19 protein-coding genes, 1 tRNA gene and 3 rRNA genes are annotated in these 23,268 nt (G+C 61.6%); 20 read left to right on the top strand and 3 right to left on the bottom strand.

Annotated features, from left to right (window positions below; translation table 11 throughout):
- Positions 1–82 precede the first annotated feature (82 nt).
- Positions 83–694: a 50S ribosomal protein L25/general stress protein Ctc gene (locus tag ACSJJT_RS03855; RefSeq protein WP_435917086.1), complete on the top strand. Its 612-nt coding sequence runs from the start codon at positions 83–85 to the stop codon at positions 692–694.
- Entirely contained in the window at positions 691–1,293 is a 603-nt protein-coding gene (gene pth / locus ACSJJT_RS03850) for an aminoacyl-tRNA hydrolase (protein WP_435917085.1), read from the top strand. Before ACSJJT_RS03855 ends, pth begins: the two co-directional genes overlap by 4 nt.
- A gap of 3 nt (positions 1,294–1,296) precedes the next feature.
- Here pth and ACSJJT_RS03845 read toward each other — a convergent pair whose 3' ends face one another.
- On the bottom strand, positions 1,297–2,436 hold the full coding sequence (locus ACSJJT_RS03845; RefSeq protein WP_435917362.1) for a PrsW family intramembrane metalloprotease: 1,140 nt from the start codon (positions 2,434–2,436) through the stop codon (positions 1,297–1,299).
- Between the two features lie 26 nt (positions 2,437–2,462).
- On the opposite strand from ACSJJT_RS03845, the gene mfd reads away from it, so the two are divergent.
- The 15 genes from mfd to ACSJJT_RS03770 all read left to right on the top strand — a co-directional run bounded on the left by mfd (position 2,463) and on the right by ACSJJT_RS03770 (position 15,917).
- A complete protein-coding gene (gene mfd, locus ACSJJT_RS03840) occupies positions 2,463–6,119 on the top strand; it encodes a transcription-repair coupling factor (RefSeq protein ID WP_435917084.1) in 3,657 nt (1,218 codons plus the stop codon).
- 103 nt (positions 6,120–6,222) lie between these two features.
- Positions 6,223–6,600, top strand: a complete 378-nt coding sequence (locus ACSJJT_RS03835; RefSeq protein ID WP_435917083.1) for a hypothetical protein — start codon at positions 6,223–6,225, stop codon at positions 6,598–6,600.
- A gap of 49 nt (positions 6,601–6,649) precedes the next feature.
- Positions 6,650–7,372: an ATP-binding cassette domain-containing protein gene (locus tag ACSJJT_RS03830; protein WP_435917361.1), complete on the top strand. Its 723-nt coding sequence runs from the start codon at positions 6,650–6,652 to the stop codon at positions 7,370–7,372.
- Positions 7,369–8,637: a DUF7224 domain-containing protein gene (locus tag ACSJJT_RS03825; RefSeq protein WP_435917082.1), complete on the top strand. Its 1,269-nt coding sequence runs from the start codon at positions 7,369–7,371 to the stop codon at positions 8,635–8,637. The genes ACSJJT_RS03830 and ACSJJT_RS03825 overlap by 4 nt, the downstream gene beginning before the upstream one ends.
- A gap of 89 nt (positions 8,638–8,726) precedes the next feature.
- Positions 8,727–9,257 (top strand): hypothetical protein, encoded by a 531-nt coding sequence (locus tag ACSJJT_RS03820; protein WP_435917081.1) that lies wholly within the window; start codon positions 8,727–8,729, stop codon positions 9,255–9,257.
- 64 nt (positions 9,258–9,321) lie between these two features.
- Positions 9,322–9,852: a hypothetical protein gene (locus ACSJJT_RS03815; RefSeq protein WP_117188739.1), complete on the top strand. Its 531-nt coding sequence runs from the start codon at positions 9,322–9,324 to the stop codon at positions 9,850–9,852.
- A 5-nt stretch (positions 9,853–9,857) separates the two neighbouring features.
- Positions 9,858–10,490 carry a nucleoside triphosphate pyrophosphohydrolase gene (locus ACSJJT_RS03810; protein WP_435917080.1) on the top strand — a complete coding sequence of 211 codons (633 nt, stop codon included), beginning with the start codon at positions 9,858–9,860 and terminating at the stop codon, positions 10,488–10,490.
- A gap of 37 nt (positions 10,491–10,527) precedes the next feature.
- Positions 10,528–10,659: a hypothetical protein gene (locus ACSJJT_RS03805; RefSeq protein WP_435917079.1), complete on the top strand. Its 132-nt coding sequence runs from the start codon at positions 10,528–10,530 to the stop codon at positions 10,657–10,659.
- Positions 10,660–10,743: 84 nt separating this feature from the next.
- Positions 10,744–11,280: a hypothetical protein gene (locus tag ACSJJT_RS03800; protein ID WP_435917078.1), complete on the top strand. Its 537-nt coding sequence runs from the start codon at positions 10,744–10,746 to the stop codon at positions 11,278–11,280.
- An 83-nt stretch (positions 11,281–11,363) separates the two neighbouring features.
- Complete coding sequence (gene eno / locus ACSJJT_RS03795) at positions 11,364–12,644, top strand: phosphopyruvate hydratase (RefSeq protein ID WP_435917077.1); 1,281 nt, start codon at positions 11,364–11,366, stop codon at positions 12,642–12,644.
- Positions 12,645–12,937: 293 nt separating this feature from the next.
- The gene (locus ACSJJT_RS03790) at positions 12,938–13,378 is read left to right on the top strand and encodes an FtsB family cell division protein (protein WP_435917076.1); all 441 of its coding nucleotides are present in this window, start codon (positions 12,938–12,940) and stop codon (positions 13,376–13,378) included.
- A gap of 7 nt (positions 13,379–13,385) precedes the next feature.
- Entirely contained in the window at positions 13,386–13,910 is a 525-nt protein-coding gene (locus ACSJJT_RS03785; RefSeq protein ID WP_435917075.1) for a DUF501 domain-containing protein, read from the top strand.
- Positions 13,911–13,922: 12 nt separating this feature from the next.
- Positions 13,923–14,903: a Ppx/GppA phosphatase family protein gene (locus ACSJJT_RS03780; protein WP_435917074.1), complete on the top strand. Its 981-nt coding sequence runs from the start codon at positions 13,923–13,925 to the stop codon at positions 14,901–14,903.
- Positions 14,868–14,940 (top strand) — tRNA-Leu (locus tag ACSJJT_RS03775). Before ACSJJT_RS03780 ends, ACSJJT_RS03775 begins: the two co-directional genes overlap by 36 nt.
- Before the next feature lie 140 nt (positions 14,941–15,080).
- Positions 15,081–15,917 carry a Bax inhibitor-1/YccA family protein gene (locus ACSJJT_RS03770; protein ID WP_435917073.1) on the top strand — a complete coding sequence of 279 codons (837 nt, stop codon included), beginning with the start codon at positions 15,081–15,083 and terminating at the stop codon, positions 15,915–15,917.
- A 50-nt stretch (positions 15,918–15,967) separates the two neighbouring features.
- Here ACSJJT_RS03770 and ACSJJT_RS03765 read toward each other — a convergent pair whose 3' ends face one another.
- Complete coding sequence (locus tag ACSJJT_RS03765) at positions 15,968–16,597, bottom strand: NUDIX hydrolase (protein ID WP_435917360.1); 630 nt, start codon at positions 16,595–16,597, stop codon at positions 15,968–15,970.
- 145 nt (positions 16,598–16,742) lie between these two features.
- On the bottom strand, positions 16,743–17,708 hold the full coding sequence (locus tag ACSJJT_RS03760; RefSeq protein WP_435917359.1) for a hypothetical protein: 966 nt from the start codon (positions 17,706–17,708) through the stop codon (positions 16,743–16,745).
- Between the two features lie 474 nt (positions 17,709–18,182).
- Here ACSJJT_RS03760 and ACSJJT_RS03755 point away from each other — a divergent pair.
- The 3 genes from ACSJJT_RS03755 to rrf form a co-directional block, all read left to right on the top strand.
- Positions 18,183–19,708, top strand: a 16S ribosomal RNA gene (locus ACSJJT_RS03755).
- Between the two features lie 263 nt (positions 19,709–19,971).
- Positions 19,972–23,054, top strand: a 23S ribosomal RNA gene (locus tag ACSJJT_RS03750).
- Positions 23,055–23,152: 98 nt separating this feature from the next.
- Positions 23,153–23,268, top strand: a 5S ribosomal RNA gene (gene rrf / locus ACSJJT_RS03745); the annotation flags it as partial.

Here is a 23,268-nt window from a genome sequence, read left to right as displayed (position 1 = left end):
CGCAAGGTCCGTGATCGACTGGCCGCCCGATTGGGCATCCTCTCGTCGAGCCGTTTCACGTCAACGAGAAGGAGACACTGCCATGGCAGACATCATTCACCTCAAGGCTGAAGAGCGCGCTGAGTTCGGTAAGGGCGCTGCCCGTCGCATTCGTCGTGACGGCAAGGTCCCTGCCGTCATGTACAGCCACGACCACGAACCGATCCACGTGACCCTCGAGGGCCACGCCACCCTTCTCGCCCTGCGTACCGAGAACCCGCTGCTGTCGATCGAGATCGAGGGCAAGGAGCCCAAGCTCGCCCTGCCGAAGGACGTCCAGCGTGACGTCCTCAAGGGCTTCGTCCGTCACGTCGACCTGCTGTCCGTGCGTCGTGGCGAGAAGGTTGACGTCAACGTCGCCCTGCGTATCGCAGGTGAGTCTGCTCCTGGCACCATCGCCATGACCGAGTTCAACGAGATCGAGGTCGAGGCTGACCTGCTCAACATCCCGGAGTCCATCGAGATCGACGTCACCGGTCTCGAGGCCGGTACCACCATCTACCTCGGCGACCTCAAGCTCCCCGAGGGCACCACCCTCAAGGGTGACCCTGAGGCCGTTGCAGCCACCGTCGTCTTCCCGGAGACCGAACCTGTTGAGGACGCGGAGTCCGAGGGTGAGGGCGCCGAGGGCGAGGAGAAGGCCGAGGACGAGTGAGCCCTTCCTGGCTCGTGATCGGGCTCGGCAACCCGGGCCCGCGCTATGACGGTACCCGGCACAACGTCGGGGCAGACGTCATCGCTGAGTTGTGCCGTCGGGCCGGCGAGAAGCTCTCGTCGGCCCGCGGGCAGGGGGCCGAGCTGGCTCGCACCCGCATCGGCTCGGCTGGTCTCGGTGTTCCGGCCTCGGAGACCCAGACCGTCACCCTGATGCGCAGTCGCACCTACATGAATGAGTCAGGGGTCGCCGTCCGCAAGGTTGCGGACTTCGCAGGTATCACCCCTGACCGCCTCATCGTCATCCATGACGAGATTGATCTCGATCCTGGCCGTCTGCGCCTCAAGTGTGGTGGTGGAGACAACGGACACAACGGGTTGAAGTCCATCAGGTCCCATGTGCACACCGGTGACTTCATTCGAGTGCGGGTCGGCGTCGGGCGTCCTCCGGGCCGTCAGGACCCTGCCGACTGGGTATTGGCTCGTGTCCCTGCCAAGCAGCGCGTTGACATGGACGTTCAGGTGGCCTTGGCTGCCGACGCCGTCGAGACGATCATCACCCAGGGGCTGACGGTGGCCCAGAACCGTTTCAATTCCTGACTCTCACCAATTCGCCGGAGGCTGCATCTGTGGGACCTGCGGCATGAAGGGTAGTTGGCCCAATTTGTCGGGGCGGGTCCGCAGCCATTCCGAGAGCTGGTCACGTCGACGCACCAGTTCGGGACCGCCCTCACCCTTGGCGATGCGGTTCTGCGCGAGCGCGGCCTCCGTGACAGCAGTGATGGTCCGTTCCTGGCTGCGCTTTGCTGCCCTACCGTGCTTGCCCGAATCAGCGAGCACGGCGCGACGCTTGCGCGGATCGGCGACCATCTGCGCCTCGGCAGGAGTCACCAGGCCCGCCTCGACCATGAGCGGGAGCTGGGAGCGAACCGCCTCGGACTCCTTGCGACGGTTACGAGTCGTCATGACGACGGTACCGATGAACACCGGGACGAAGAGCACCACGTAGATGAGGACCATTGCCGTCAGTTGGCCGTTGACACCCAGCCCCATGGCGGTTGCCACGAGCGTCGGGCCACCGTTCCACAGACCATGCAGCAGGCAGGCGACGAGATAACCCAAGATGACCTTCCAGAATCCGTCCTTGTTGCGCCAGGCCCAGACGCCGACCGCCGTCGCGGTGGTGTAGAGCGGGTGGCCGAAGACGCCGAACCCGGTCCGCACCAGGGTCATGACGACGATGTCTCCTGTCCCCTCGGCGGTCGCGAAATACCCCAGGTTCTCCACGAAGGCGAAGCCCAGGGCGCACACCCCCGCGTAAAAGATGTGGTCGGTCAGAGAGGTGAGCTCGAGCTTGCGCACTCCAGTGATGAGCAGCACGAAGACCGAGGCCTTGGCGAACTCTTCGACGAGTGGCGCGACGATGGCGGCGGTGCCGAAGTCACTGGCAGGGATGGCTGCCTCGACGAGCATGGAGAAGATGACGGCCGCTGACCCGCCCCAGATCAATGCCATCACGGTGAGACGGGTGGGCTCCGGCTCCCACTTGTCGAGCCATCGGTAGCACAGCAGGCACATGACGAGGGCCACGGTCGAGGGGATCGTGCCGACGATGAAATATGCCGGCGATCCTGTGCTGATGACGGCCACCATGAGGAGGATGACGATCGCTCCCAGAACCGTGATGATCATCGGCAGGACTCCGCCGCGTCGAACGGGTTTGGGGACGACTGGGTACTGGATCGGTGGGGTGCTCACGTCGTCATGCTATGGGTTGGTGGGCCAGGGAGAACAGCCCAGAACGTGACGGGCGGGTAGCTGTCGGTGCCACCACGTACCCTGTTTTGGTGACTTCTGGCGGATTGATCTCCCTTCTCTCCCGCGAGCCGGTGCTCTCCCAGTCCGTGGAGGATGCTTTGACCCGGCGTATCCCCACTCTCGACCTGCAGGTGGCTCCGTCTGCCCGTCCGGCCGTGGCGGCTGTGCTCAGCCAGGCGCTCACTGGTTCCGGACGGTTGCCGGTGCTGTTGGTGACGAGCACCTTCCGGGAGGCTGAAGAGTCGGTGGCCACCCTGGAGACGTGGCTCGGCCCCGATGACGTCTGTTACTACCCATCCTGGGAGACACTGCCCCACGAGAGGTTGAGCCCGCGCACTGACACCGTTGGTCGACGGATGGAGGTGCTGCGTCGGTTGTGTGGCACTGAGGGAGAGGTGCCGCAGATCGTCGTCGCCCCGGTGCGATCCCTGCTTCAGCCCCAGGTGGCTGGGTTGGGTCGCATCAAGCCGGTGCGCCTGGCCGTGGGGGAGGAGCACGATCTCAGCGTGCTGGCGACCGAGCTCGTCAACGCTGCTTACAGTCGGGTTGACATGGTGGAACGCCGAGGCGAATTCGCGGTACGCGGCGGCATCGTCGATGTCTTCCCGCCGGTGCTGGAGCACCCGGTTCGTATCGATTTCTTCGGTGACGAGATTGAGGAGATGACCTCCTTCGCGGTGGCTGATCAGCGATCTACCGACGAAACCCACCAGGAGCTCATGTGTACTCCGTGCCGCGAGCTCATTCTCACCGATGAGGTCCGTTCCCGGGCCAAGACGCTGCTGCCGAACCACCCCGAGCTGGCGGACATGCTGGAGCGGATTGCCGACGGCCAGGCGGTTGAGGGGATGGAGGCCCTCATGCCAGCCCTGGTCGACGAGATGGAGCTGCTCGTCGACGTCCTTCCCGAGTACGCCATGGTCATCCTCTCGGACCCCGAGATGGTGCGCTCCCGGGCAGCGGACCTGGTCCGCACCTCCGAAGAATTCCTGGGAGCCGGGTGGGCGGCTGCCGCCGGTGGTGGCCAGGCCCCGATCGACCTGGCGGCCTCGGGGTACCGCAGCCTGTCCCACGTGAGGGCCCACTGCCTGGAGCGCGGCATGGCGTGGTGGTCGATGTCCTCCTTCGCCCTGGACGACCCTGCTACGGATGTTCTCGCTGACGACGACGTCACGACCGCCCCGCACACCGTCACCCCGCACTTGGAGGCTGTCGAACCGTGGCGCGGAGACGTGGAGGCGGCCGTCAAGGATCTCACCACCAGACTCGGTGAGGGCTGGACGGTCGTGCTGTGTGCCGAGGGTGAGGGCATCGCCAAGCGCATGGCGGAGCTGCTCGGTGAACATCACGTCGCGGCCAAGCTGGTCGACGAGGTCGACGCCGACATCACCGAGCCATGCGTCCAGGTCGTCCGGCTGCATCAGCGTCATGGTTTCGCCGCGGATTCCCTCAAATTGTTGGTGGCTTCCACCGGAGACCTCGCTGACTCCCAGGACCCAGCCGTCAGTGGCGAGCGGCGCATGCCCCGACGCCGTCGCAATCAGATCCAGCCGCTTGAGCTCAAGTCCGGCGACCTCGTCGTCCATGAGCAGCACGGTGTGGGCCGATACGTGGAGATGGTGCAGCGCACCGTCGGTGGTGCTACCCGCGAGTACCTCGTCATCGAGTACGCCCCCTCCAAGAAGGGTCAGCCCGGCGACCGTCTCTTCGTCCCCGTCAACTCTCTGGACCAGGTGACCCGCTATGTCGGTGGTGATGCTCCCAGTCTGGACCGGATGGGTGGCGCCGACTGGCGCAAGCGCAAGTTTCGTGCCCGCAAGGCGGTCCGTGAGATCGCCGCTGAACTCATCAAGCTCTATGCCGCCCGGCAGGCCACCAAGGGCCACGCCTTCGGCCCCGACACCGCCTGGCAGCGGGAGCTGGAGGACGCCTTCGCCTACGTCGAGACCCCTGATCAGCTCACCACCATCGCCGACGTCAAGCACGACATGGAACAGGTCGTCCCGATGGACCGCCTGGTCTGTGGCGACGTCGGTTACGGCAAGACTGAGATCGCGGTGCGCGCTGCCTTCAAGGCCGTCCAGGACGGCAAACAGGTGGCCGTGCTGGTGCCAACTACCCTTTTGGTGCAGCAGCACTTCCAGACCTTCACCGAGCGATACGCGGGGTTCCCGGTCAAGGTCGCGGCCCTGTCTCGATTCCAGACCGATGCCGAGGCTCGCGAGACCTTGGAGGGGATCAAGCGCGGCACGGTTGACGTCGTCGTCGGCACCCATCGCCTACTGGCCAAGGAGGTCGAGTTCAAGGATCTCGGCCTGGTCATCGTCGACGAGGAACAGCGCTTCGGTGTCGAGCACAAGGAGGCCCTCAAGCGCATGAGGGTCAACGTCGACGTGCTGGCGATGAGCGCCACCCCGATCCCGCGCACCCTGGAAATGGCGGTGACCGGTATCCGTGAGATGAGCACGATCGCCACGCCGCCGGAGGAGCGTCATCCGGTGCTCACCTTCGCCGGTCCCTACGACGAGGGTCAGGTGGTTGCGGCCATCCGTCGCGAGTTGGCTCGTGAGGGTCAGGTCTTCTACATCCACAACCGGGTGCAGTCCATCGAGAAGACGGCGGCCAAACTGCGCGAGCTCGTCCCGGAGGCACGGATCGTCACCGCCCACGGCCAGATGAACGAGAAGCAGCTCGAGCAGATCATGGTGGACTTCTGGGAGCGTCGCGCCGATGTGCTGGTCTGCACCACCATCGTCGAGTCGGGTATCGACATCTCCACGGCCAACACCCTGCTCATCGACCGCGCGGACCGCATGGGGTTGTCCCAGCTACACCAGTTGCGCGGGCGTGTCGGCCGTTCCCGTGAGCGTGGCTATGCCTACTTCCTCTACCCGGCTGACAAGCCGCTCTCCCAGACCGCCCACGATCGCCTGGCGACGATGGCCGCCCATACCGATCTGGGTGCCGGTATGGCTATCGCCATGAAGGATCTCGAGATTCGCGGCGCCGGAAACCTGTTGGGCGGCGAGCAGTCCGGTCACATCGCTGACGTCGGATTTGATCTCTACATCCGTCTGGTGGGTGACGCCGTCGCGGAGTTCCGTGGTGACGCCAGTGCCGCCGACGAACCCGAAATGCGCATCGAACTCCCGGTCGACGCCAACCTGCCAGTTGAGTACGTCGAGACCGAGCGGCTTCGTCTGGAGATGTACAAGAGGTTGGCCGAGGTGCGCAGCGACGAGGAGGTCGACGCCATCGCCGCCGAGCTCGTCGATCGCTACGGTCCGATGCCCGAGCCGGTACAGGCCCTCCTCGGGGTGGCTCGGTTCCGTCTCATGTGTCGCAGGGCAGGTATCCACGAGGTGGTCCCGTCGGGACGTAACATCCGGTTTTTCCCGGTCCATTTGCCGGAGTCGCGCGTGATGCGACTCAAGAGGCTGTATCCGGGGTCAGTGGTCAAGGAGACGGCTGGGCTTGTCATGGTTCCCAAACCGACTACCGCGCGGATCGGGGGGCAGTCTCTGGCAGGTCAGGAACTGCTCGATTGGGCTACCGGTCTCGTGGCCGGGGTGTTGGACACCAAAGACGGGGCTGTGCCACGTTCTTGACCAGTCGAGTTAGGGTATGCTGACATCGGAACACAAGATAAGTCCATGGTTTTCTCGAGGTTGAGAGGATATAGAGATTATGCAGAATAAAATTGGACGGGTCATGTCTGCGGCTGTGATCGCCGGATGTGACTTGGGGTCGATTTCTGTGCCAGCGTTTGCTGAAGGTAGTTTCAAATCGCATCTCGGTAGCGTCAGAGTGGGGTTTGAAACGCGGTCTTGGCACGACAATGCAAACGATAATGCTAAAACGATTGTCTGGCACAATGGTAAGTGTTCCGCGAAATCCATCACTTGGGGTTTGCATAAGGATAGGTGGGTTCTTCCAGATATTGCAAGAGGGAATAAGGCGCTGCTGTGCAAGTATTCAGCTACTCACACGGGTTGGGGAATACAGCCTGCTGGTGACTATCACCTGACGGTGGAGGGGATTGATGGCGGCTCAGTGGTGTCGCTCCCCTCGATGACGATCAGCTATTGATGTTTCACGAGTGCTGAGTGCCATGAAACGCGCACTGCTGGAATCTGAAGTGACGATCGAAGGAGTTTATTTTTCCTATGGTCGACACGGTGAGATTTTCCATGGGTTCGACTGTGAGCTTTATAGCGGGAAAACTGTCCTTCTGGGTCCTAATGGTGCTGGGAAGTCGACGTTGTTTCGAATCATGGCAGGAATCCTTAAACCGTCTGCTGGACGGGTAATCCTGCCTGATTCCCCAGGACCCGTGTCGCCCTCACGGTCACAGGTCGCACTCATGCCCCAGGATGTCCCACCGATACCCGGACTCCGTGTCGATGAACAGGTGGCCTATTCCGGCTGGCTAGCGGGCCTGTCGCGTCGAGATGCGCAGAGTCGAGCCGTGGGGGTACTGGCAGCAGTCAATCTCTCTGACAAGGCGTCCTCGCGGGCCTCGCGCCTGTCAGGAGGACAGCTACGCCGTGTCGGTCTTGCTCAAGCTTTGGTGGTGAACCCGCAGGTTCTCCTGCTGGACGAGCCAACCGCAGGTCTCGACCCAGCCCAACGCCATTCCTTCCGAGAGGTTCTCAAGTCGGTGCCATCTGGAGACCAAGTCGTCGTCGTGTCAACCCATCTGGTCGATGACATCGAGGACCTTTACGACCGTGTGGTCGTCATGAATGAGGGTTGCGTCATCTTCGCAGGAACGCCCGATGAGTTCATCAATCTTTCGGAACCGGGTCCCAATCGCGCCGAACGTTCCTACCTTGGCCTCGTCGGATCGGAGCGGGCATGACCTGGTTGACGCGCATCCGGATCTCACCAGGCATCTGGTTGGCACCGGTCATGGCTCTCACCTCCATGACATACTTCGACGCTCCGGCCGCCCAGGGATACGCCCTCGCATCAGCCACCCGCGACGCCTACAGTCTGCTGCTTGTCGCTGCGCTCTCATGTGCTGCCGGTGCCTGGGAAGGTCATCGACTCCAAACGGGTGGGGTGCTATCCGGAGTAGCGCGTCGGTCTCGGTTCGCGATCATGGCAGCCCCATGGGCCTCTGCGGTGGTTGTTCCCACCGTCTTGGACGTAGTGATCTTCATCCGTGACGGGGCGTTCACCAGCATTGACGCCGTGCCCGTCATCGTGACGACCATCGGCACTGTGTGGGTGTGGGCCTTGGCTGGAATGGCGGTCGGAGTCGCTGTGCGTCCCGCACTGTCGGTGCCGCTCAGTCTCACGGTTCCGGTCTTGTGGCTCATCATGCTTCCAGCCAGCGAAACCTTGTGGATGCGACATTTGACCGGAGGCTGGCCCTCATGTTGCGGCGTCAACAGCACGCTGTCGTGGCGTGCCATTTTAGCGACGTGGACGGTGCTCGCCAGCGTGCTGGCGGCAAGTCTCCTCGTGTTGTGGACACGTGGTCGTGCCGTGGGTCCCGGTCCTCGTATGGTCGCCGGATTAGTGGCCGTTCTGGTCGCGAGTGGCCTGGTGGGTGGTGCCAGCATGGTTCGGGGGATGGGCCCCGATCCCATCGCGCCGCGAACCCATGGTTTGCACTGTGACGTGGTGGCCAAGGTAAAGGTCTGTGTGTGGCCCGAACATGAGCCTGCCGCGGCTAGGTTCAAGACCGTTGTGGCCACAGTGGTTCCGGTCTGGCGTCAGGCAGGCGTTACACTGCCCGAGGTCATCACCGAGGTCAGCCCCCCGGATTCCGCATCATCGCGTTCGCGTGATGGCCGAGACGCGTACATCTATCTTGGGCAACCATCCCCAGCTCCGGACGACCTGCTGGGGGCCTTGACGAGTGATCTTGCCACGGCACCATGTCTGGAACGGGAGAACGCCGAGATCCCGGCGTGGGCTACGGCCGACCAAGGGCGTTACCGAGCGTGGCTGCAGCTGTCGGGTGCACGGGCCTTGGGTCTATCGGAGAAGGACGTGAGGGATGGGAACATTCCCACAGACCAGTGGCACTGGGCGCAGAAAGTCCTTACGCAGCCTGCTGTCCAGCAGACGAAGGCGGTGAACATTGTTGCCACTAGGCTGTCCTCGTGCCGGTGAAGGTGGTTGGGCCAGTTCGGCGGTGAGGTGCCATGATTTGGTGGTGTAAAAACCGCGGCGTCGCAGTTGTGCTGGCGTGCTCGGTCAGTATGGCAGTCTTGGTGGCCCTCACCGGAAATTCGATTCGCGATATTCCGGTCATCTTCGGAGGGGTCGCACTGCGGGCACCACTGGTGTTCTTCGGGTCCCTTGTCGTCATTGTGGCTCACGGCTGGTCGGTGGCCAGGAATCCGGTCGAGTTGGAGTTGAGATCTCGGCGTCCGGTGCGTTGGGCTGATGTTGGGCTTATGGTTGCCGCAGCCCTGCCTCTGCTGGCCACCATCGTGTGTCCCGGCCTTATCGAGGTGGGTTTGGTGATCTCGCGCAATGCCGTGATCGGTATGGGACTGACCCTCCTGTGTGCGCGTTTCATGTCGCGGGGGCTTGCCTCGATGCCTGCTGTGGGTATGTTCCTGATCGGAGTGCTAACGGGACGCGGATACGGCCACGAAGCGTGGTGGAACTGGGTTGTCAGCTCTAGCGCGAGTCCGGTGGGAGCGGCGTGGTTCCTCGGGTCCGTCATCGCCGGGTCGGCTGCCACACTCACGGGTCGGGCGCGGAAGCCGAGAGTCTCGTCGTAGGATGCTGCTGACAGGCTTCTTCGCCGTGCCGAGGGCGCGGCACCGAATTCAGGAGGGTTGCCCCATGGCATTGTCGCGTCCCATGCCGATCCGCATGGTCGCTGTCGCAGTGACCGGATTCCTCGGTATAGCAGGGTTGTCCGGGTGCGCGAGCTCCCCCAATACCGCGGCCACGGTGGGGGGCACAACGGTGTCGATGAAGTCGATCGATGAGGCAGCGGATCACTGCTCGAAGTACATCAATCCCAGCACGGAGCTCACCCCTCGCCAGGTCATCTCCTCGACGGTCATTCGTGGTGCCGTCGCCCAGGAGGTCCTGGACAACCGCGGGGAGAAGCTTTCCAATGCCCAGCGCGACCAGGTCATCGCCCGCAATGGCATGACGGCACTCACCTCCGACCCGGTCTGCCATGCGATGGTCCGTGACTTCGCCGGCCTGTTCCATCTGTTCGACCGCGAGGGTGAGAAGAAGGCCATGGCCGACCTGGCCGCGGTCGAGGTCAAGACGAATCCGCGGTTGGGCACCTGGGACGCCAAGAACCTTGCGGTCCACGGGAGTTCCTCGCTGTCGGACCCCTTCACCTCTCGCTCCTGATCCTGATGGCGTCGGACGACTCCCGACCGAGGGCTGATTTCTCCGACCTCGTCGCCGTCATGGCGAGGTTGCGCGACGAGTGCCCGTGGGATCGCAGCCAGACCCATCGCTCCCTCGTGACCTATTTGGTCGAGGAGACCGGAGAGGTCGTCGATGCCATTGAGGCCGGCACTGACGACGACCTCGTCGAGGAATTGGGCGACCTATTGCTCCAGGTGGTCTTTCACGCGCGCATCGCGGAGGAGGAGGGCGTCTTCAACATTGACGAGGTCGTCGGTGGGATCGTTGCCAAACTCGTGACCCGTCATCCTTATGTCTTCTCGGACGAGGACGTCCCCGAGGACCTCGACGCCGCATGGGAGGCGCGCAAGGCAGCGGCCAAGGGACGCATCTCCAGCCTCGATGGCATCGCGCACTCGCTGTCGAGCGTGGCCCGCAGCGCCAAGGTCATCTCACGGGCTCGCAGCCGTGGCGTGGACGTTGAACTGCCTGAGAAACCCATCACCGCCGAGCAGACCGGAGATGAACTCCTGACCCTCATCGCCCGTGCCCAGGCTAGCGGCGTCGACGCCGACCAAGCTCTGCGCGACCAGTTGCGCAGGCTAGAGAGCGACATCCGGGACGCCGAAGGACGCTGAAGCATACGCGGTATTGTCTGAGGGGAATTCCTGTGTGATGAGGAGAGGAGACCGCGATGGATCCGCGCAGCCTCCGCCCATCAAGGACCAGATGATCGTCGTGGGTATCGACGCTGACCCCGAGATGACCTACACAATCGGCATCGTCAAGAACGCCACCAAGACCTGATGGTCCCTCTACGCCGGGCCTCACGTGGTGTTGAGGTTCCACCACCACTACGGTTATCCGAGACACGGAGGAGGTGAACGAACGATGCGACGAACCCTGGCGACGGTGCTCGTCGCCGTCGTCACCGTGGGTGCACTGACCGGATGCAAGGGCAGCGACAATGATCCCGCTGGCCTGACCGAGATCTCGGACATGCCGGAAGCGCCCGCATCCACGGTTTCGCCGTCCGCCACGGGCCGAAAACCAACTCCTGGGCAGATCAACCCCAACTCCGATGCGACGGCAACCCTGCGCAGGGGAGGTATGAAGGACTACCTGCCAGGCCTGATCGGGATCGTCAGTGATCGCGTCGTCACCGGGACCATCTCCCAGACCATCGTCGTCGAGGCCGGGGCCATTACCGACTACTACTTTCTGTGTGACACCCCTGATGCCCAGATCACGGTGACCGAGAACGATGGCGCAGCCGAGTCCACGCCGTGCCATGAGGGGTACGCCCACATCAGCTCCGGCAAGCGGACACAGCACGAGAAGATTGACCTGCTGATCGAGGTTCCTGGCGACGTCACCTACGAATTCGTCATCACCGAAAACCCTGCTGACGGCCACGACAGGAAGTGACGGGGAGCCCTGAAATGCCGCCGGTTGGCAGGCTTCGATACGCTTTGAGGTGGACGCAAAGATCCTCTCTGAAAGGTTGGTCCATGGCAACCATCGAATTCATCGAAGCCCGTGAGATCCTCGACTCCCGCGGCAACCCGACCGTTGAGGTCGAGATGATCCTCGACGACGGCACCGAGGCCCGCGCCGCGGTTCCGTCCGGCGCGTCGACCGGTCAGTTCGAGGCCGTTGAGCTGCGTGACGGCGACAAGAAGCGCTACTCCGGCAAGGGTGTTCTCAAGGCTGTTGAGAACGTCAACGAGAAGATCGCCGAGGAGGTGCTCGGCTGTGATGCCAGTGAGCAGCGCATCATCGACCAGATCATGATCGAGCTCGACGGTTCCGACAACAAGGGCAAGCTGGGCGCCAACGCCATCCTCGGCGTCTCTCTGGCTGCTGCTCACGCCGCTGCTGACTCGGCCAGCCTTCCCCTCTACCAGTACCTGGGCGGACCGAACTCCCACGTGCTCCCCGTCCCGATGATGAACATCCTCAACGGTGGCGCTCACGCCGACTCCGACGTCGACATCCAGGAGTTCATGATCGCTCCGATTGGCGCTGAGTCCTTCAAGCAGGCTTACGAGTGGGGCGCTGCCGTCTACCACTCCCTCAAGAAGGTCCTCAAGGACAAGGGCCTGGCCACCGGCCTGGGTGACGAGGGCGGCTTCGCCCCGAACCTGCCCAGCAACGCCGCTGCCCTGGACCTCATCCTCGACGCCATCAAGGCTGCCGGCTTCGAGCCCGGCAAGGACGTTGCCCTCGCTCTCGACGTCGCTGCCTCCGAGTTCTTCGAGGATGGCAAGTACAACTTCGAGGGTCAGGCGAAGTCCTCCGCCGAGATGATCGACTACTACGAGGGTCTCGTCGCCAAGTACCCGCTGGTTTCCATCGAGGATCCGCTGGACGAGGAGGACTGGGACGGCTGGTCCGAGTTCACCAAGAAGCTCGGCGACAAGATCCAGATCGTCGGCGACGACCTGTTCGTCACCAACCCGAAGCGCCTCGCCAAGGGCATCGAGACCAAGGCCGCCAACGCCCTGCTCGTCAAGGTCAACCAGATCGGTTCCCTTTCGGAGACCATCGACGCTGTCGAGCTGGCCCACCGCAACGGCTACCGCTGCATGATGTCTCACCGTTCCGGTGAGACCGAGGACACCACCATCGCCGGTCTCGCCGTCGCCCTGTCGACCGGTCAGATCAAGTCCGGTGCCCCGGCCCGTGGCGAGCGGATCGCCAAGTACAACGAGCTGCTGCGCATCGAGGAGGAGCTGGGCGACTCCGCCGAGTACGCCGGCGCTTCTGCCTTCCCGCGTTTCCAGGCCTGAGTGACGTCACAAGGCGCTGCTCGCAGTGCCCGACATGGCATGACCGCCCCGGTACTTCCGGGGCGGTCATGCCATGATGGACCACGATGGCCAGCACACCGAGCAACCGAAATCGTCCGTCCGGGCAGTCCCAGCGACCGGCCGGGGGACGGACGCGCCCATCCTCCCCGAACCGTTCCGGCCCGAGGAACCGAGGTACCTACGAGCGCACCACGCGCACGGAACCGCCGCGACATGACGCTCCCAAGGACGAGCAGCCACGTCGATTCGGTCTGACACTGCGGGCAGTCGTCATGGGAGTTGTAGTCCTGCTGGTGCTCATCATGATCGCGCCCAGCCTGGGTATTTTCTTCTCCCAGCGTTCCCAGATCTCCCGTATCCAGGACGACGAGGCCACAGCGCGGGCCTCCATCTCGACCCTCCAGGGCGAGGTCAAGAGGTGGCATGATCCTGACTACGTACGCGCACAGGCGCGGGCCCAGCTTGGGTGGGTGATGCCGGGAGAGACCGGCTACCAGGTCATCGGGGAGGACGGCAAGGTCATCGGATCCACGACCTCACTGGACGAGAAGGATCCTGCGACCGAGGCCAGCGCTGACGCCCACTGGTGGAGGCGAGCCGCCGAGTCGATCCAAGACGCTGACCATCCCGTAGCGCCCACCTCCACCCCTGGGACGATAATGACACCGACACCCTCGGCGAAGCCATCTTCCGCGAGTCCGTCGCATCGATGAGGTGACCATGCTTGAAGAATTCACTGAGGACGACCGTCAAGCCGTCCGGGACCAGCTTGGTCGCGAGCCACGAGGAGTCGCCGGCGTGGCCTGGCGGTGTGGCTGTGGGAAGCCCGGGGTGATCGCGACCGAGCCCAGGTTGCCCAATGGCACTCCCTTCCCGACGACCTATTACCTGACCTGCCCGCGTGCAGCATCCCTCATCGGCACCCTCGAGTCCTCCGGTCTGATGGCTCGGATGACCGCACGACTTGACGAGGACGAGCAACTCGCCGATCACTACCGACACGCTCACGAGGCCTACGTGGCCGATCGCACCCGAATCGGCGAACAAGCCGGTCTGGATCCGGTCCCCGAGATCGATGGGGTCTCCGCAGGCGGCATGCCAACCCGTGTCAAGTGCCTGCACGCCCTGGCCGGGCACGCCCTGGCCGCCGGGCCAGGCGTCAACCCCTTTGGCGACGAGGTCGTCGAGAAATTGGGGGAGTTCTGGTGCAATCCGTGCTCACCCGAACACCGCGACCCGCAGTGACAGAAGGACGTCATGACTGACAATCGCACCGTCGCAGCCATCGACTGCGGGACGAATTCCATCCGCCTGCTGATCTCCTCGGCGGGCCCAGAAGGTCACCTCGTTGAGCAGGCACGAGACCTGGAACTGGTCAGGCTGGGTCAGGGGGTCGACGCCACCGGTGCCTTCCACCCTGACGCCCTGGAACGCACCTTCACGGCCTGCCGCACCTTCGCCCGGATCATCGCCGAGCACCACTGTGACGAGGTTCGCTTCGTCGCGACCTCGGCCGCTCGTGACGTCTCCAACCGAGACGAGTTCTTCGCTGGGGTGCGTGAGGCCCTTGGCGTTGACGCCGAGGTGATCGCCGGCACCGAGGAGGCAAGTCTGTCCTTTGTCGGAGCGATGTCCGGGATCGAGGTGAGTGAGGAGCCCGTTCTCCTCATCGACTGTGGCGGCGGTTCCACCGAGCTGGTGCTCGGCCATGGACGTCAGATCGAGTCCCGGACGAGCCTCAACATCGGCTCCGTGCGGTTGCGAGAGCGCTTCCTGCGCGGCGATCCGCCCACAGCCGAACAGATCGACGAGGCCCGTACCTACGTCCGGGAGATGGTCGCCGAATGCCCTGTCGATGTGGCCTCGGCACACACCGTCGTAGGGGTCGCCGGCACCATCACCAGCCTTTCGGCGATCAACCAGGGGCTGACGCAATACGACCGATCCAAGGTTCACCGTTCAGTGCTGACAGCCGATCAGGTGGCGGACCTCGCCGACACACTGCTCGCGTCGACGGTCGACGAGGTCGAGCAGATGGGACCGTTGAAGCGACGCCGTGCCGAGGTGCTTTGCGGCGGCGCCCTCATCATTGACGAGGTGTGTCACCGGGCGACAGCCGGGGAGCTTGTCGTCTCGGAGAAGGATATCCTTGACGGCATGGCGCTGGCGATGCTGGCCCAGGGGGAGCCAACCTCCTCCCCAGCCCCCGTAGCCCAACGGCAGAGGCAGACGGCTTAAACCCGTCCCAGTGCGGGTTCGAATCCCGTCGGGGGTACCCGGACATGCATCAGCTATGCGGTGTACGACCCCAGTCGTCGGTGTGGTCCGAATGTCGTCCCGCAGTGCGGGGCAGGTTTCACGCTTTCGCGGTGTTGTTTACAGTAGATGTCACCACGACTTTCACAGGAGGATCACATGGCCAACCCGGTATTCAGCCGAGCCGAGGCCTTCCAGCCACATGGCAATCCCTATGGCCAGCCGGCCTATGCCGGCCAGGACTACGGGGCGCAGTACGGCATGTCCGGACAGCCCGGATCCGAATGGGGCGTTCTGTCGCACGATGACATGCACGAGCAACACGCTGAGCGTGCCATGACCTTTGACGACGTCCTGGGCCGGACCGGTCTGGTGCTGCTCATCATCGCCGTCATCAGCGCCGTGAGCTTCACCCTGATTGGTCCGAATGTCGCTGCCAGCCGTGCTGCCCTGCTGGTGGGATCGATCGCAGCCTTCGTCACGGCCATGATTGTCAGCACTCGCCGCAAGGTCCCGGTCGCTGGCGTCATCTTTTACTGTCTGTGTGAGGGTCTCGTCCTGGGTTCCATGTCGGCCATCTTCGAGGCCCTGTACCCGGGAATCGTCGTGCAGGCCGTCCTGGGCACCTTTGCCGCCGCCGGCGTGACCCTGGCTGCCTACAAGTTCTTCAATGTCCAGGTGACGCCGCGATTCCGCCAGATCGTCATCATCTCGACCTTCGGCTTCGCCATCGCGATGCTCATCAACATCGTGCTGATGCTCTTCGGGATCCACCTCGGGCTGGCTAGCTTCGGTCCGATCGGGATTCTGTGCTCAGCCTTGGGCGTTGTGCTGGCTGCCATGAACCTCGTGATGGATTTCGACTACGCCGAGTGGGGAGTGCGCAACCAGGCTCCCGTCTCTGAGTCCTGGCGAGCTGCCTTCGGTATCGCGGTGACGATGGTATGGCTCTACACCGAGATTCTGCGGATTTTCAGCTACCTCCGTGTTGAGTGACGTGAACGGCGGAAGGGGCCCGGTCATGATGACCGAGCCCCTTCGTCATGTCAGGTACTGGGAACATCGCGCAGATGGGTCTCGAGGCACATCCGGGTCGCGGCTCCCCAGGACAGACGACGCCATCGCCACAATGGGATCCATTGGGCCGACTGGGTAGTGCCACCGACGTCAATGACGTAAGGATCGGTGGGGTTCTCGCTCGTAGCCGAGTAGATGATCCGCAGGGCATGGAAGTCTTCCAACACACCCGAGGGGGAACGCCCGATCCAGTGGTCAGACTGTAAGTCGATGATGCGGTTGAGGCGGACTCGCTGCCCGGACTCCTCCATCACCTCACGGGTGACGGCCTGGGCGGGGGATTCCCCAGGCTCCAGACCACCGCCGGGCAGGGCCCACAGACCCGGGACGGCGGTTCGTGGTGAGCACTCGGTGCCCAGCAGTCCTCGACGCGATCGCACGACGGCGTAGGCGGCAATGCGTTGGTAGGGGCGAACCGATTCGCCGACTTGGCGATCGTCCGACAGATCCGGCACGCCGTCCCGGGTGCGGGGCGGCTGGGAGGTGGATGTCCTGGGCCCGACATAAGCCGTGACGACGATCTCGTCGTCCACCCGATCAGCTGACAGGTACTCCTTGACGACGAGGCCATGGCGCCACAGCTCAACGTGCGGATTCATACCGTGACGGACGTGGAAGGCATGGGTCTGCCCACTGCCTGGCGTTCCGACTGCGGTGATGAGCACACTTTCATTCAACCACCTTGCCCCTAGGAAGCGGTCCAGCTCCGTGATGAGCTGAATCACACAAGGGGAGTTCGAGGGGTCATTTGATCTTGCCCGTGACGTCGGCGCCGTTGGTGTCAAAGGCTGTCGAGACGCCATTGACGCTGATGTGCATGACGGGCATGTCGAGCTGTTCGTCCAGTGAGATGGTCCATGCCATGTCCGACGGCTTCTCGCCGGTTCCCACTGCTGCCAGCTCCATGATGTCGACGATGACGTCCGGTGCGAGGAGCGCGGGGCAGAAGGTCGAGGCGGCATCCCCCTTGCGCTGGACGGCCCACGCCGGCATATCGGCTGACCGGGTACGCCGCATGACTATGCCAGGCGTGGCGGTGGGGGTGTCGACCATGACTCCCTTGCCAGGCTGGTAACTGATCTGGCCAACCTCCTTGGCCCCTGCGACGGCGTCAGCCAGGGCCTCAGTCATCCCAGTGGCGGTGGCGAAATCGATATGGCTGATGACTGACCCGTCACGTCGAAAGAAGACCGTCCGGCTCTCGGGCTTGGTCGAGACTGTCATCAGGATGGTGCCTTCGTTGTACTCGACGATCTGCAAGTTCTGGTTCATGTGAGATCCGGATATCTCAGCTGCTTGGCGCAGAATCGTCGGCATCTTTTCGACGGCGAAGTCGTCAGGGTTGAAGGGACGCGACGCCGTCTGTGTGCTCTGGGTCGCGGACGACTCGATCGTTCCGTTCTGCCAGGTCCACACCGTAGGAGAACCACCGGCCTGGACCGTGATGCTCATGGCCTTCTTGGTGATGTCCACCTTGGTGACAGGACCATTGCCCGACGCGGCTACCAGCTCGTTGATGATCGCCCGGGAGTGGGTGCCGTCGAGTGGGGATGTCGAAGGAGTGACCTTTGAGGAGGGGACGAGAGCAGTACGGCTGGGTTCGTCCGAGGGGGCAGGAGGAGACGAGGTGGTACATGCTGCGAACAGACATAGAGTGATCCCACTGGCAACCACGCCAGCAACTCGGCGGCACTCCTTGGCTCGAATCATCACGGGTTGAGTCTATGAGCAAGGTGGATACAGGCTGACGATTCCCTCCCGATGCGATGCTGAGCGGGGTTGTGGTGGTTTGGTTTGCGTTGTGGTTGGTTGGTGTGTAGTGTTCTTCGGGCTGTCGGGGATTGCTTGTGGGTGGTTTCTGGTGGTGGCTGGTTCTGCTGGTTGGTCTCGGTTTTGTGTGTCGGGGCTTGGTGTGGTAGGGTTGGTCGGGTCGCCTTGGGGTGGTCCTGCTTGTTGGTGGGGTTGTTCTGTGGGTGTGATGTTTGAGAACTACTCAACAGTGTGTCTTTGATAGTCAATGATTTTTTGATGCATCTTTTTGGTGTGTCGGATTTGTTTATGGATTCCTTTGTGATTCTGGACATGGACTGGATTTTTTGGTCAGTGTTTGGGGTTAGTGTTTTGGATTCTTCATGTTGACACCGTTGCCCTGTGCCTGTGTGGTGTGGGGTGGGTGATATTTTTTCATTGGAGAGTTTGATCCTGGCTCAGGACGAACGCTGGCGGCGTGCTTAACACATGCAAGTCGTACGGAAAGGCCTCTTTTTGGGGTACTCGAGTGGCGAACGGGTGAGTAACACGTGAGTAACCTGCCCACAACTTTGGGATAACGCTGGGAAACTGGTGCTAATACTGGATATGTGCTCCTGCTGCATGGTGGGGGTTGGAAAGCTTCGGTGGTTGTGGATGGGCTCGCGGCCTATCAGTTTGTTGGTGGGGTAGTGGCCTACCAAGGCGGTGACGGGTAGCCGGCCTGAGAGGGTGACCGGCCACATTGGGACTGAGATACGGCCCAGACTCCTACGGGAGGCAGCAGTGGGGAATATTGCACAATGGGCGCAAGCCTGATGCAGCAACGCCGCGTGCGGGATGACGGCCTTCGGGTTGTAAACCGCTTTCAGCAGGGACGAAGCTTGTGTGACGGTACCTGTAGAAGAAGCACCGGCTAACTACGTGCCAGCAGCCGCGGTGATACGTAGGGTGCGAGCGTTGTCCGGATTTATTGGGCGTAAAGGGCTCGTAGGTGGTTGATCGCGTCGGAAGTGGAAACTTGGGGCTTAACCCTGAGCGTGCTTTCGATACGGGTTGACTTGAGGAAGGTAGGGGAGAATGGAATTCCTGGTGGAGCGGTGGAATGCGCAGATATCAGGAGGAACACCAGTGGCGAAGGCGGTTCTCTGGACCTTTCCTGACGCTGAGGAGCGAAAGCGTGGGGAGCGAACAGGCTTAGATACCCTGGTAGTCCACGCTGTAAACGGTGGGTACTAGGTGTGGGGTCCATTCCACGGATTCCGTGCCGTAGCTAACGCATTAAGTACCCCGCCTGGGGAGTACGGCCGCAAGGCTAAAACTCAAAGGAATTGACGGGGCCCCGCACAAGCGGCGGAGCATGCGGATTAATTCGATGCAACGCGAAGAACCTTACCTGGGTTTGACATGGACTGGGAGTGCTCAGAGATGGGTGCGCCTCCTTGTGGGGCTGGTTCACAGGTGGTGCATGGCTGTCGTCAGCTCGTGTCGTGAGATGTTGGGTTAAGTCCCGCAACGAGCGCAACCCTCGTTCACTGTTGCCAGCACGTTATGGTGGGGACTCAGTGGAGACCGCCGGGGTCAACTCGGAGGAAGGTGGGGATGACGTCAAGTCATCATGCCCCTTATGTCCAGGGCTTCACGCATGCTACAATGGCCGGTACAAAGAGTTGCGAGCCTGTGAGGGTGAGCGGATCTCGGAAAGCCGGTCTCAGTTCGGATTGGGGTCTGCAACTCGACCTCATGAAGTCGGAGTCGCTAGTAATCGCAGATCAGCAACGCTGCGGTGAATACGTTCCCGGGGCTTGTACACACCGCCCGTCAAGTCATGAAAGTCGGTAACACCCGAAGCCGGTGGCCTAACACGTTGTGTGGGGGAGTCGTCGAAGGTGGGACTGGTGATTAGGACTAAGTCGTAACAAGGTAGCCGTACCGGAAGGTGCGGCTGGATCACCTCCTTTCTAAGGAGCGTTTTGTAAGGGCTCATTCAGTGCGTCTCGTGTGGGGCGTTGGTGGATGGGTTGGCTTCTTGTGGAGTATTGGCGTCCTGTGTGTTGTGGCAGGGTCTTAGGCATGCTGTTGGGGTTCTGGGGTATCACACTGTGTGTGGTGGCCTGGTGCGGTGATGCTGCGTCTGCTGTGTGGTGGGTGTGGTGTTGATTCGTGTGGTGGTTGAGAACTGTATAGTGGATGCGAGCATCTTATTATTTTTGTGTTTTGTGTTGTGTAAGTTGTGTAGTGCGATCGGTGGATGCCTTGGCACCAAGAGCCGATGAAGGACGTTGTAACCTGCGATAAGCCCTGGGGAGTTGGTAAACGAGCTGTGATCCGGGGGTGTCCGAATGGGGAAACCTGGAATGTCCGGAGTAGTGTCCGGTGGCCCTGCCCTGAATGTATAGGGGTGTGGGAGGTAACGCGGGGAAGTGAAACATCTTAGTACCCGTAGGAAGAGAAAACAATTGTGATTCCGTGAGTAGTGGCGAGCGAAAGCGGAGGAGGCCAAACCGTGTGTGTGTTCAAGCCGGCAGGTGTTGCATGTGCGGGGTTGTGGGGGCCTTTGGGTTCTGCTGCCGCAGGATCGGCCAGTGATAAATGTTGCGTGAAGGTGAAGCGTCTGGGAAGGCGTACCGGAGTGGGTGAGAGTCCCGTAACTGTAAGCGTGGCACTGGTGAGGGTTGCCCCAAGTAGCGTGGAACTCGTGGAATTTTGCGTGAATCTGGCGGGACCACTCGTCAAGCCTAAATACTCCTTGGTGACCGATAGTGGATGAGTACCGTGAGGGAATGGTGAAAAGTACCCCGGGAGGGGAGTGAAATAGTACCTGAAACCGGTCGCATACAAGCCGTCAGAGCCTTGTGGGGTGATGGCGTGCCTTTTGAAGAATGAGCCTGCGAGTTAGTGATGCGTGGCGAGGTTAACCTGTGTGGGGGAGTCGTAGCGAAAGCGAGTCCGATAAGGGCGCTAGTCGCGTGTTCTAGACCCGAAGCGGTGTGATCTATCCATGGCCAGGATGAAGCGTCGGTAAGACGTCGTGGAGGTCCGAACCCACTTCAGTTGAAAATGGAGGGGATGAGTTGTGGATAGGGGTGAAAGGCCAATCAAACACCGTGATAGCTGGTTCTCCCCGAAATGCATTTAGGTGCAGCGTTGCGTGGTTCTTGTCGGAGGTAGAGCACTGGATGGTCTAGGGGGCCTATCAGCTTACCGAAATCAGCCAAACTCCGAATGCCGGCAAGTGTGAGCGTGGCAGTGAGACGGCGGGGGATAAGCTTCGTCGTCGAGAGGGAAACAGCCCAGATCATCAGCTAAGGCCCCTAAGTGGTGACTCAGTGGAAAAGGATGTGGAGTTGCGTAGACAGCCAGGAGGTTGGCTTGGAAGCAGCCATCCTTGAAAGAGTGCGTAATAGCTCACTGGTCAAGTGATTCCGCGCCGACAATGTAGCGGGGCTTAAGTTATCCGCCGAAGCTGTGGCAGACCCTGTGTGGGTTTGGGTAGGGGAGCGTCCTGTGTGAGGTGAAGCTGCCGGGTGACCGTGTGGTGGATTGTGCGGGAGTGAGAATGCAGGCATGAGTAGCGAATGACGGGTGGGAAACCCGTCCGCCGATTATCCAAGGGTTCCAGGGTCAAGTTAATCTGCCCTGGGTGAGTCGGGACCTAAGGCGAGGCCGACAGGCGTAGTCGATGGATAACCAGTTGATATTCTGGTACCGGCTTGTCACCGTTCGTGTCGAGGTGTGTGATGCTAAGCGTGCGAGCCTGCCATTGTGGCATCGTTGATGTTGTGGTGGTGTGGTGAGTGTGTGAACCGATCATGTAGTAGGCAAGCTGCGGAGGGACGCAGGGAGGTAGCTCATCCCCGGCGATGGTTGTCCGGGGCTAAATGTGTGGACCGTCTGGTAGGTAAATCCGCCGGGTGTGTGGTTGAGGCATGATGGCGAGCCCATGTGTGTGGGTGAGTGAGTGATCCTGTACTGTCGAGAAAAGCTTCGTGAGCGAGGTGGCTGGTCCGCCCGTACCCTAAACCGACACTGGTGGATAGGTAGAGTATACCGAGGCGATCGAGATCATCATGGTGAAGGAACTCGGCAAAATGCCCTCGTAACTTCGGGATAAGGGGGACCTGAGCTGTTGCTGCCACGTGCTGGTGGTTGCGGTGAGGGGCGCAGAGACCAGGGGGAAACGACTGTTTACCAAAAACACAGGTCCGTGCGAAGTCGTAAGACGATGTATACGGACTGACTCCTGCCCGGTGCTGGAAGGTTAAGGGGAACTGTTAGCGTGTGCGAAGCGGTGAACTTAAGCCCCAGTAAACGGCGGTGGTAACTATAACCATCCTAAGGTAGCGAAATTCCTTGTCGGGTAAGTTCCGACCTGCACGAATGGAGTAACGATTTCCCTACTGTCTCCACCATGAACTCGGTGAAATTGCATTACGAGTAAAGATGCTCGTTACGCGCAGCAGGACGGAAAGACCCCGGGACCTTTACTATAGTTTGGTATTGGTGATTGGGACGACTTGTGTAGGATAGGTGGGAGACTGTGAAGTGGCCACGCCAGTGGTTGTGGAGTCATTGTTGAAATACCACTCTGGTCGTTCTGGTTATCTCACTTTGGGCCGTGATCCGGTTCAGGGACAGTGCCTGATGGGTAGTTTGACTGGGGCGGTCGCCTCCTAAAAGGTAACGGAGGCGCCCAAAGGTTCCCTCATCCTGGTTGGTAATCAGGTGGTGAGTGTAAGTGCACAAGGGGGCTTGACTGTGAGACTGACAGGTCGAGCAGGGACGAAAGTCGGGACTAGTGATCTGACGGTGGCTTGTGGACGCGCCGTCACTCAACGGATAAAAGGTACCCCGGGGATAACAGGCTGATCTTGCCCGAGCGCTCATAGCGACGGCATGGTTTGGCACCTCGATGTCGGCTCGTCGCATCCTGGGGCTGGAGTCGGTCCCAAGGGTTGGGCTGTTCGCCCATTAAAGCGGCACGCGAGCTGGGTTCAGAACGTCGTGAGACAGTTCGGTCCCTATCCGCTGCGCGCGGAGGAATCTTGAGAAGGGCTGTCCTTAGTACGAGAGGACCGGGACGGACTGACCTCTGGTGTGCCAGTTGTTCTGCCAAGAGCATGGCTGGTTGGCTACGTCGGGTCGTGATAACCGCTGAAAGCATCTAAGCGGGAAGCATGCTTCAAGATGAGGGTTCCTACAGGTTTCTGGTAAGGTCTCCGGTAGACGACCGGGTTGATAGGCCAGGCGTGGACGCATCGTAAGGTGTGGAGCTGACTGGTACTAATAGACCGAGGACTTACACATTCTGTTTTGAGACGTCAAGAATGGTGTTGTGTCGCATCCACTGTACGGCTCCCAGCCCCCACGCGGGGTTGCGCCAAGCCTGACTGGCCCCATAGTTTTCCGGTGGTCATGGCGGAAGGGAAACACCCGGTCCCATACCGAACCCGGTAGTTAAGCCTTCCAGCGCTGATGGTACTGCATGAGGGATCATGTGGGAGAGTAAGACACTGCCGGA

It is taken from the genome of Cutibacterium nasicola (assembly GCF_051303185.1).
Classification (GTDB): Bacteria; Actinomycetota; Actinomycetes; order Propionibacteriales; family Propionibacteriaceae; genus Cutibacterium.
This window is presented reverse-complemented; position numbering and strand designations above follow the sequence as displayed.

What these genes read in the sequence shown, in the direction of transcription:
- ACSJJT_RS03790 (WP_435917076.1), top strand. Translation starts at nt 12,938, where the DNA reads ATGGGAGTTGTAGTCCTGCTGGTGCTCATCATGATCGCGCCCAGCCTG.
- ACSJJT_RS03805 (WP_435917079.1), top strand. Translation starts at nt 10,528, where the DNA reads ATGAGGAGAGGAGACCGCGATGGATCCGCGCAGCCTCCGCCCATCAAG.
- ACSJJT_RS03760 (WP_435917359.1), bottom strand. Translation starts at nt 17,708, where the DNA reads ATGATTCGAGCCAAGGAGTGCCGCCGAGTTGCTGGCGTGGTTGCCAGT.
- ACSJJT_RS03810 (WP_435917080.1), top strand. Translation starts at nt 9,858, where the DNA reads ATGGCGTCGGACGACTCCCGACCGAGGGCTGATTTCTCCGACCTCGTC.
- ACSJJT_RS03780 (WP_435917074.1), top strand. Translation starts at nt 13,923, where the DNA reads ATGACTGACAATCGCACCGTCGCAGCCATCGACTGCGGGACGAATTCC.
- ACSJJT_RS03815 (WP_117188739.1), top strand. Translation starts at nt 9,322, where the DNA reads ATGGCATTGTCGCGTCCCATGCCGATCCGCATGGTCGCTGTCGCAGTG.
- ACSJJT_RS03800 (WP_435917078.1), top strand. Translation starts at nt 10,744, where the DNA reads ATGCGACGAACCCTGGCGACGGTGCTCGTCGCCGTCGTCACCGTGGGT.
- mfd (WP_435917084.1), top strand. Translation starts at nt 2,463, where the DNA reads ATGGGTTGGTGGGCCAGGGAGAACAGCCCAGAACGTGACGGGCGGGTA.
- ACSJJT_RS03825 (WP_435917082.1), top strand. Translation starts at nt 7,369, where the DNA reads ATGACCTGGTTGACGCGCATCCGGATCTCACCAGGCATCTGGTTGGCA.
- ACSJJT_RS03820 (WP_435917081.1), top strand. Translation starts at nt 8,727, where the DNA reads ATGGCAGTCTTGGTGGCCCTCACCGGAAATTCGATTCGCGATATTCCG.
- ACSJJT_RS03835 (WP_435917083.1), top strand. Translation starts at nt 6,223, where the DNA reads ATGTCTGCGGCTGTGATCGCCGGATGTGACTTGGGGTCGATTTCTGTG.
- ACSJJT_RS03855 (WP_435917086.1), top strand. Translation starts at nt 83, where the DNA reads ATGGCAGACATCATTCACCTCAAGGCTGAAGAGCGCGCTGAGTTCGGT.
- ACSJJT_RS03765 (WP_435917360.1), bottom strand. Translation starts at nt 16,597, where the DNA reads ATGAATCCGCACGTTGAGCTGTGGCGCCATGGCCTCGTCGTCAAGGAG.
- ACSJJT_RS03785 (WP_435917075.1), top strand. Translation starts at nt 13,386, where the DNA reads ATGCTTGAAGAATTCACTGAGGACGACCGTCAAGCCGTCCGGGACCAG.
- ACSJJT_RS03770 (WP_435917073.1), top strand. Translation starts at nt 15,081, where the DNA reads ATGGCCAACCCGGTATTCAGCCGAGCCGAGGCCTTCCAGCCACATGGC.
- eno (WP_435917077.1), top strand. Translation starts at nt 11,364, where the DNA reads ATGGCAACCATCGAATTCATCGAAGCCCGTGAGATCCTCGACTCCCGC.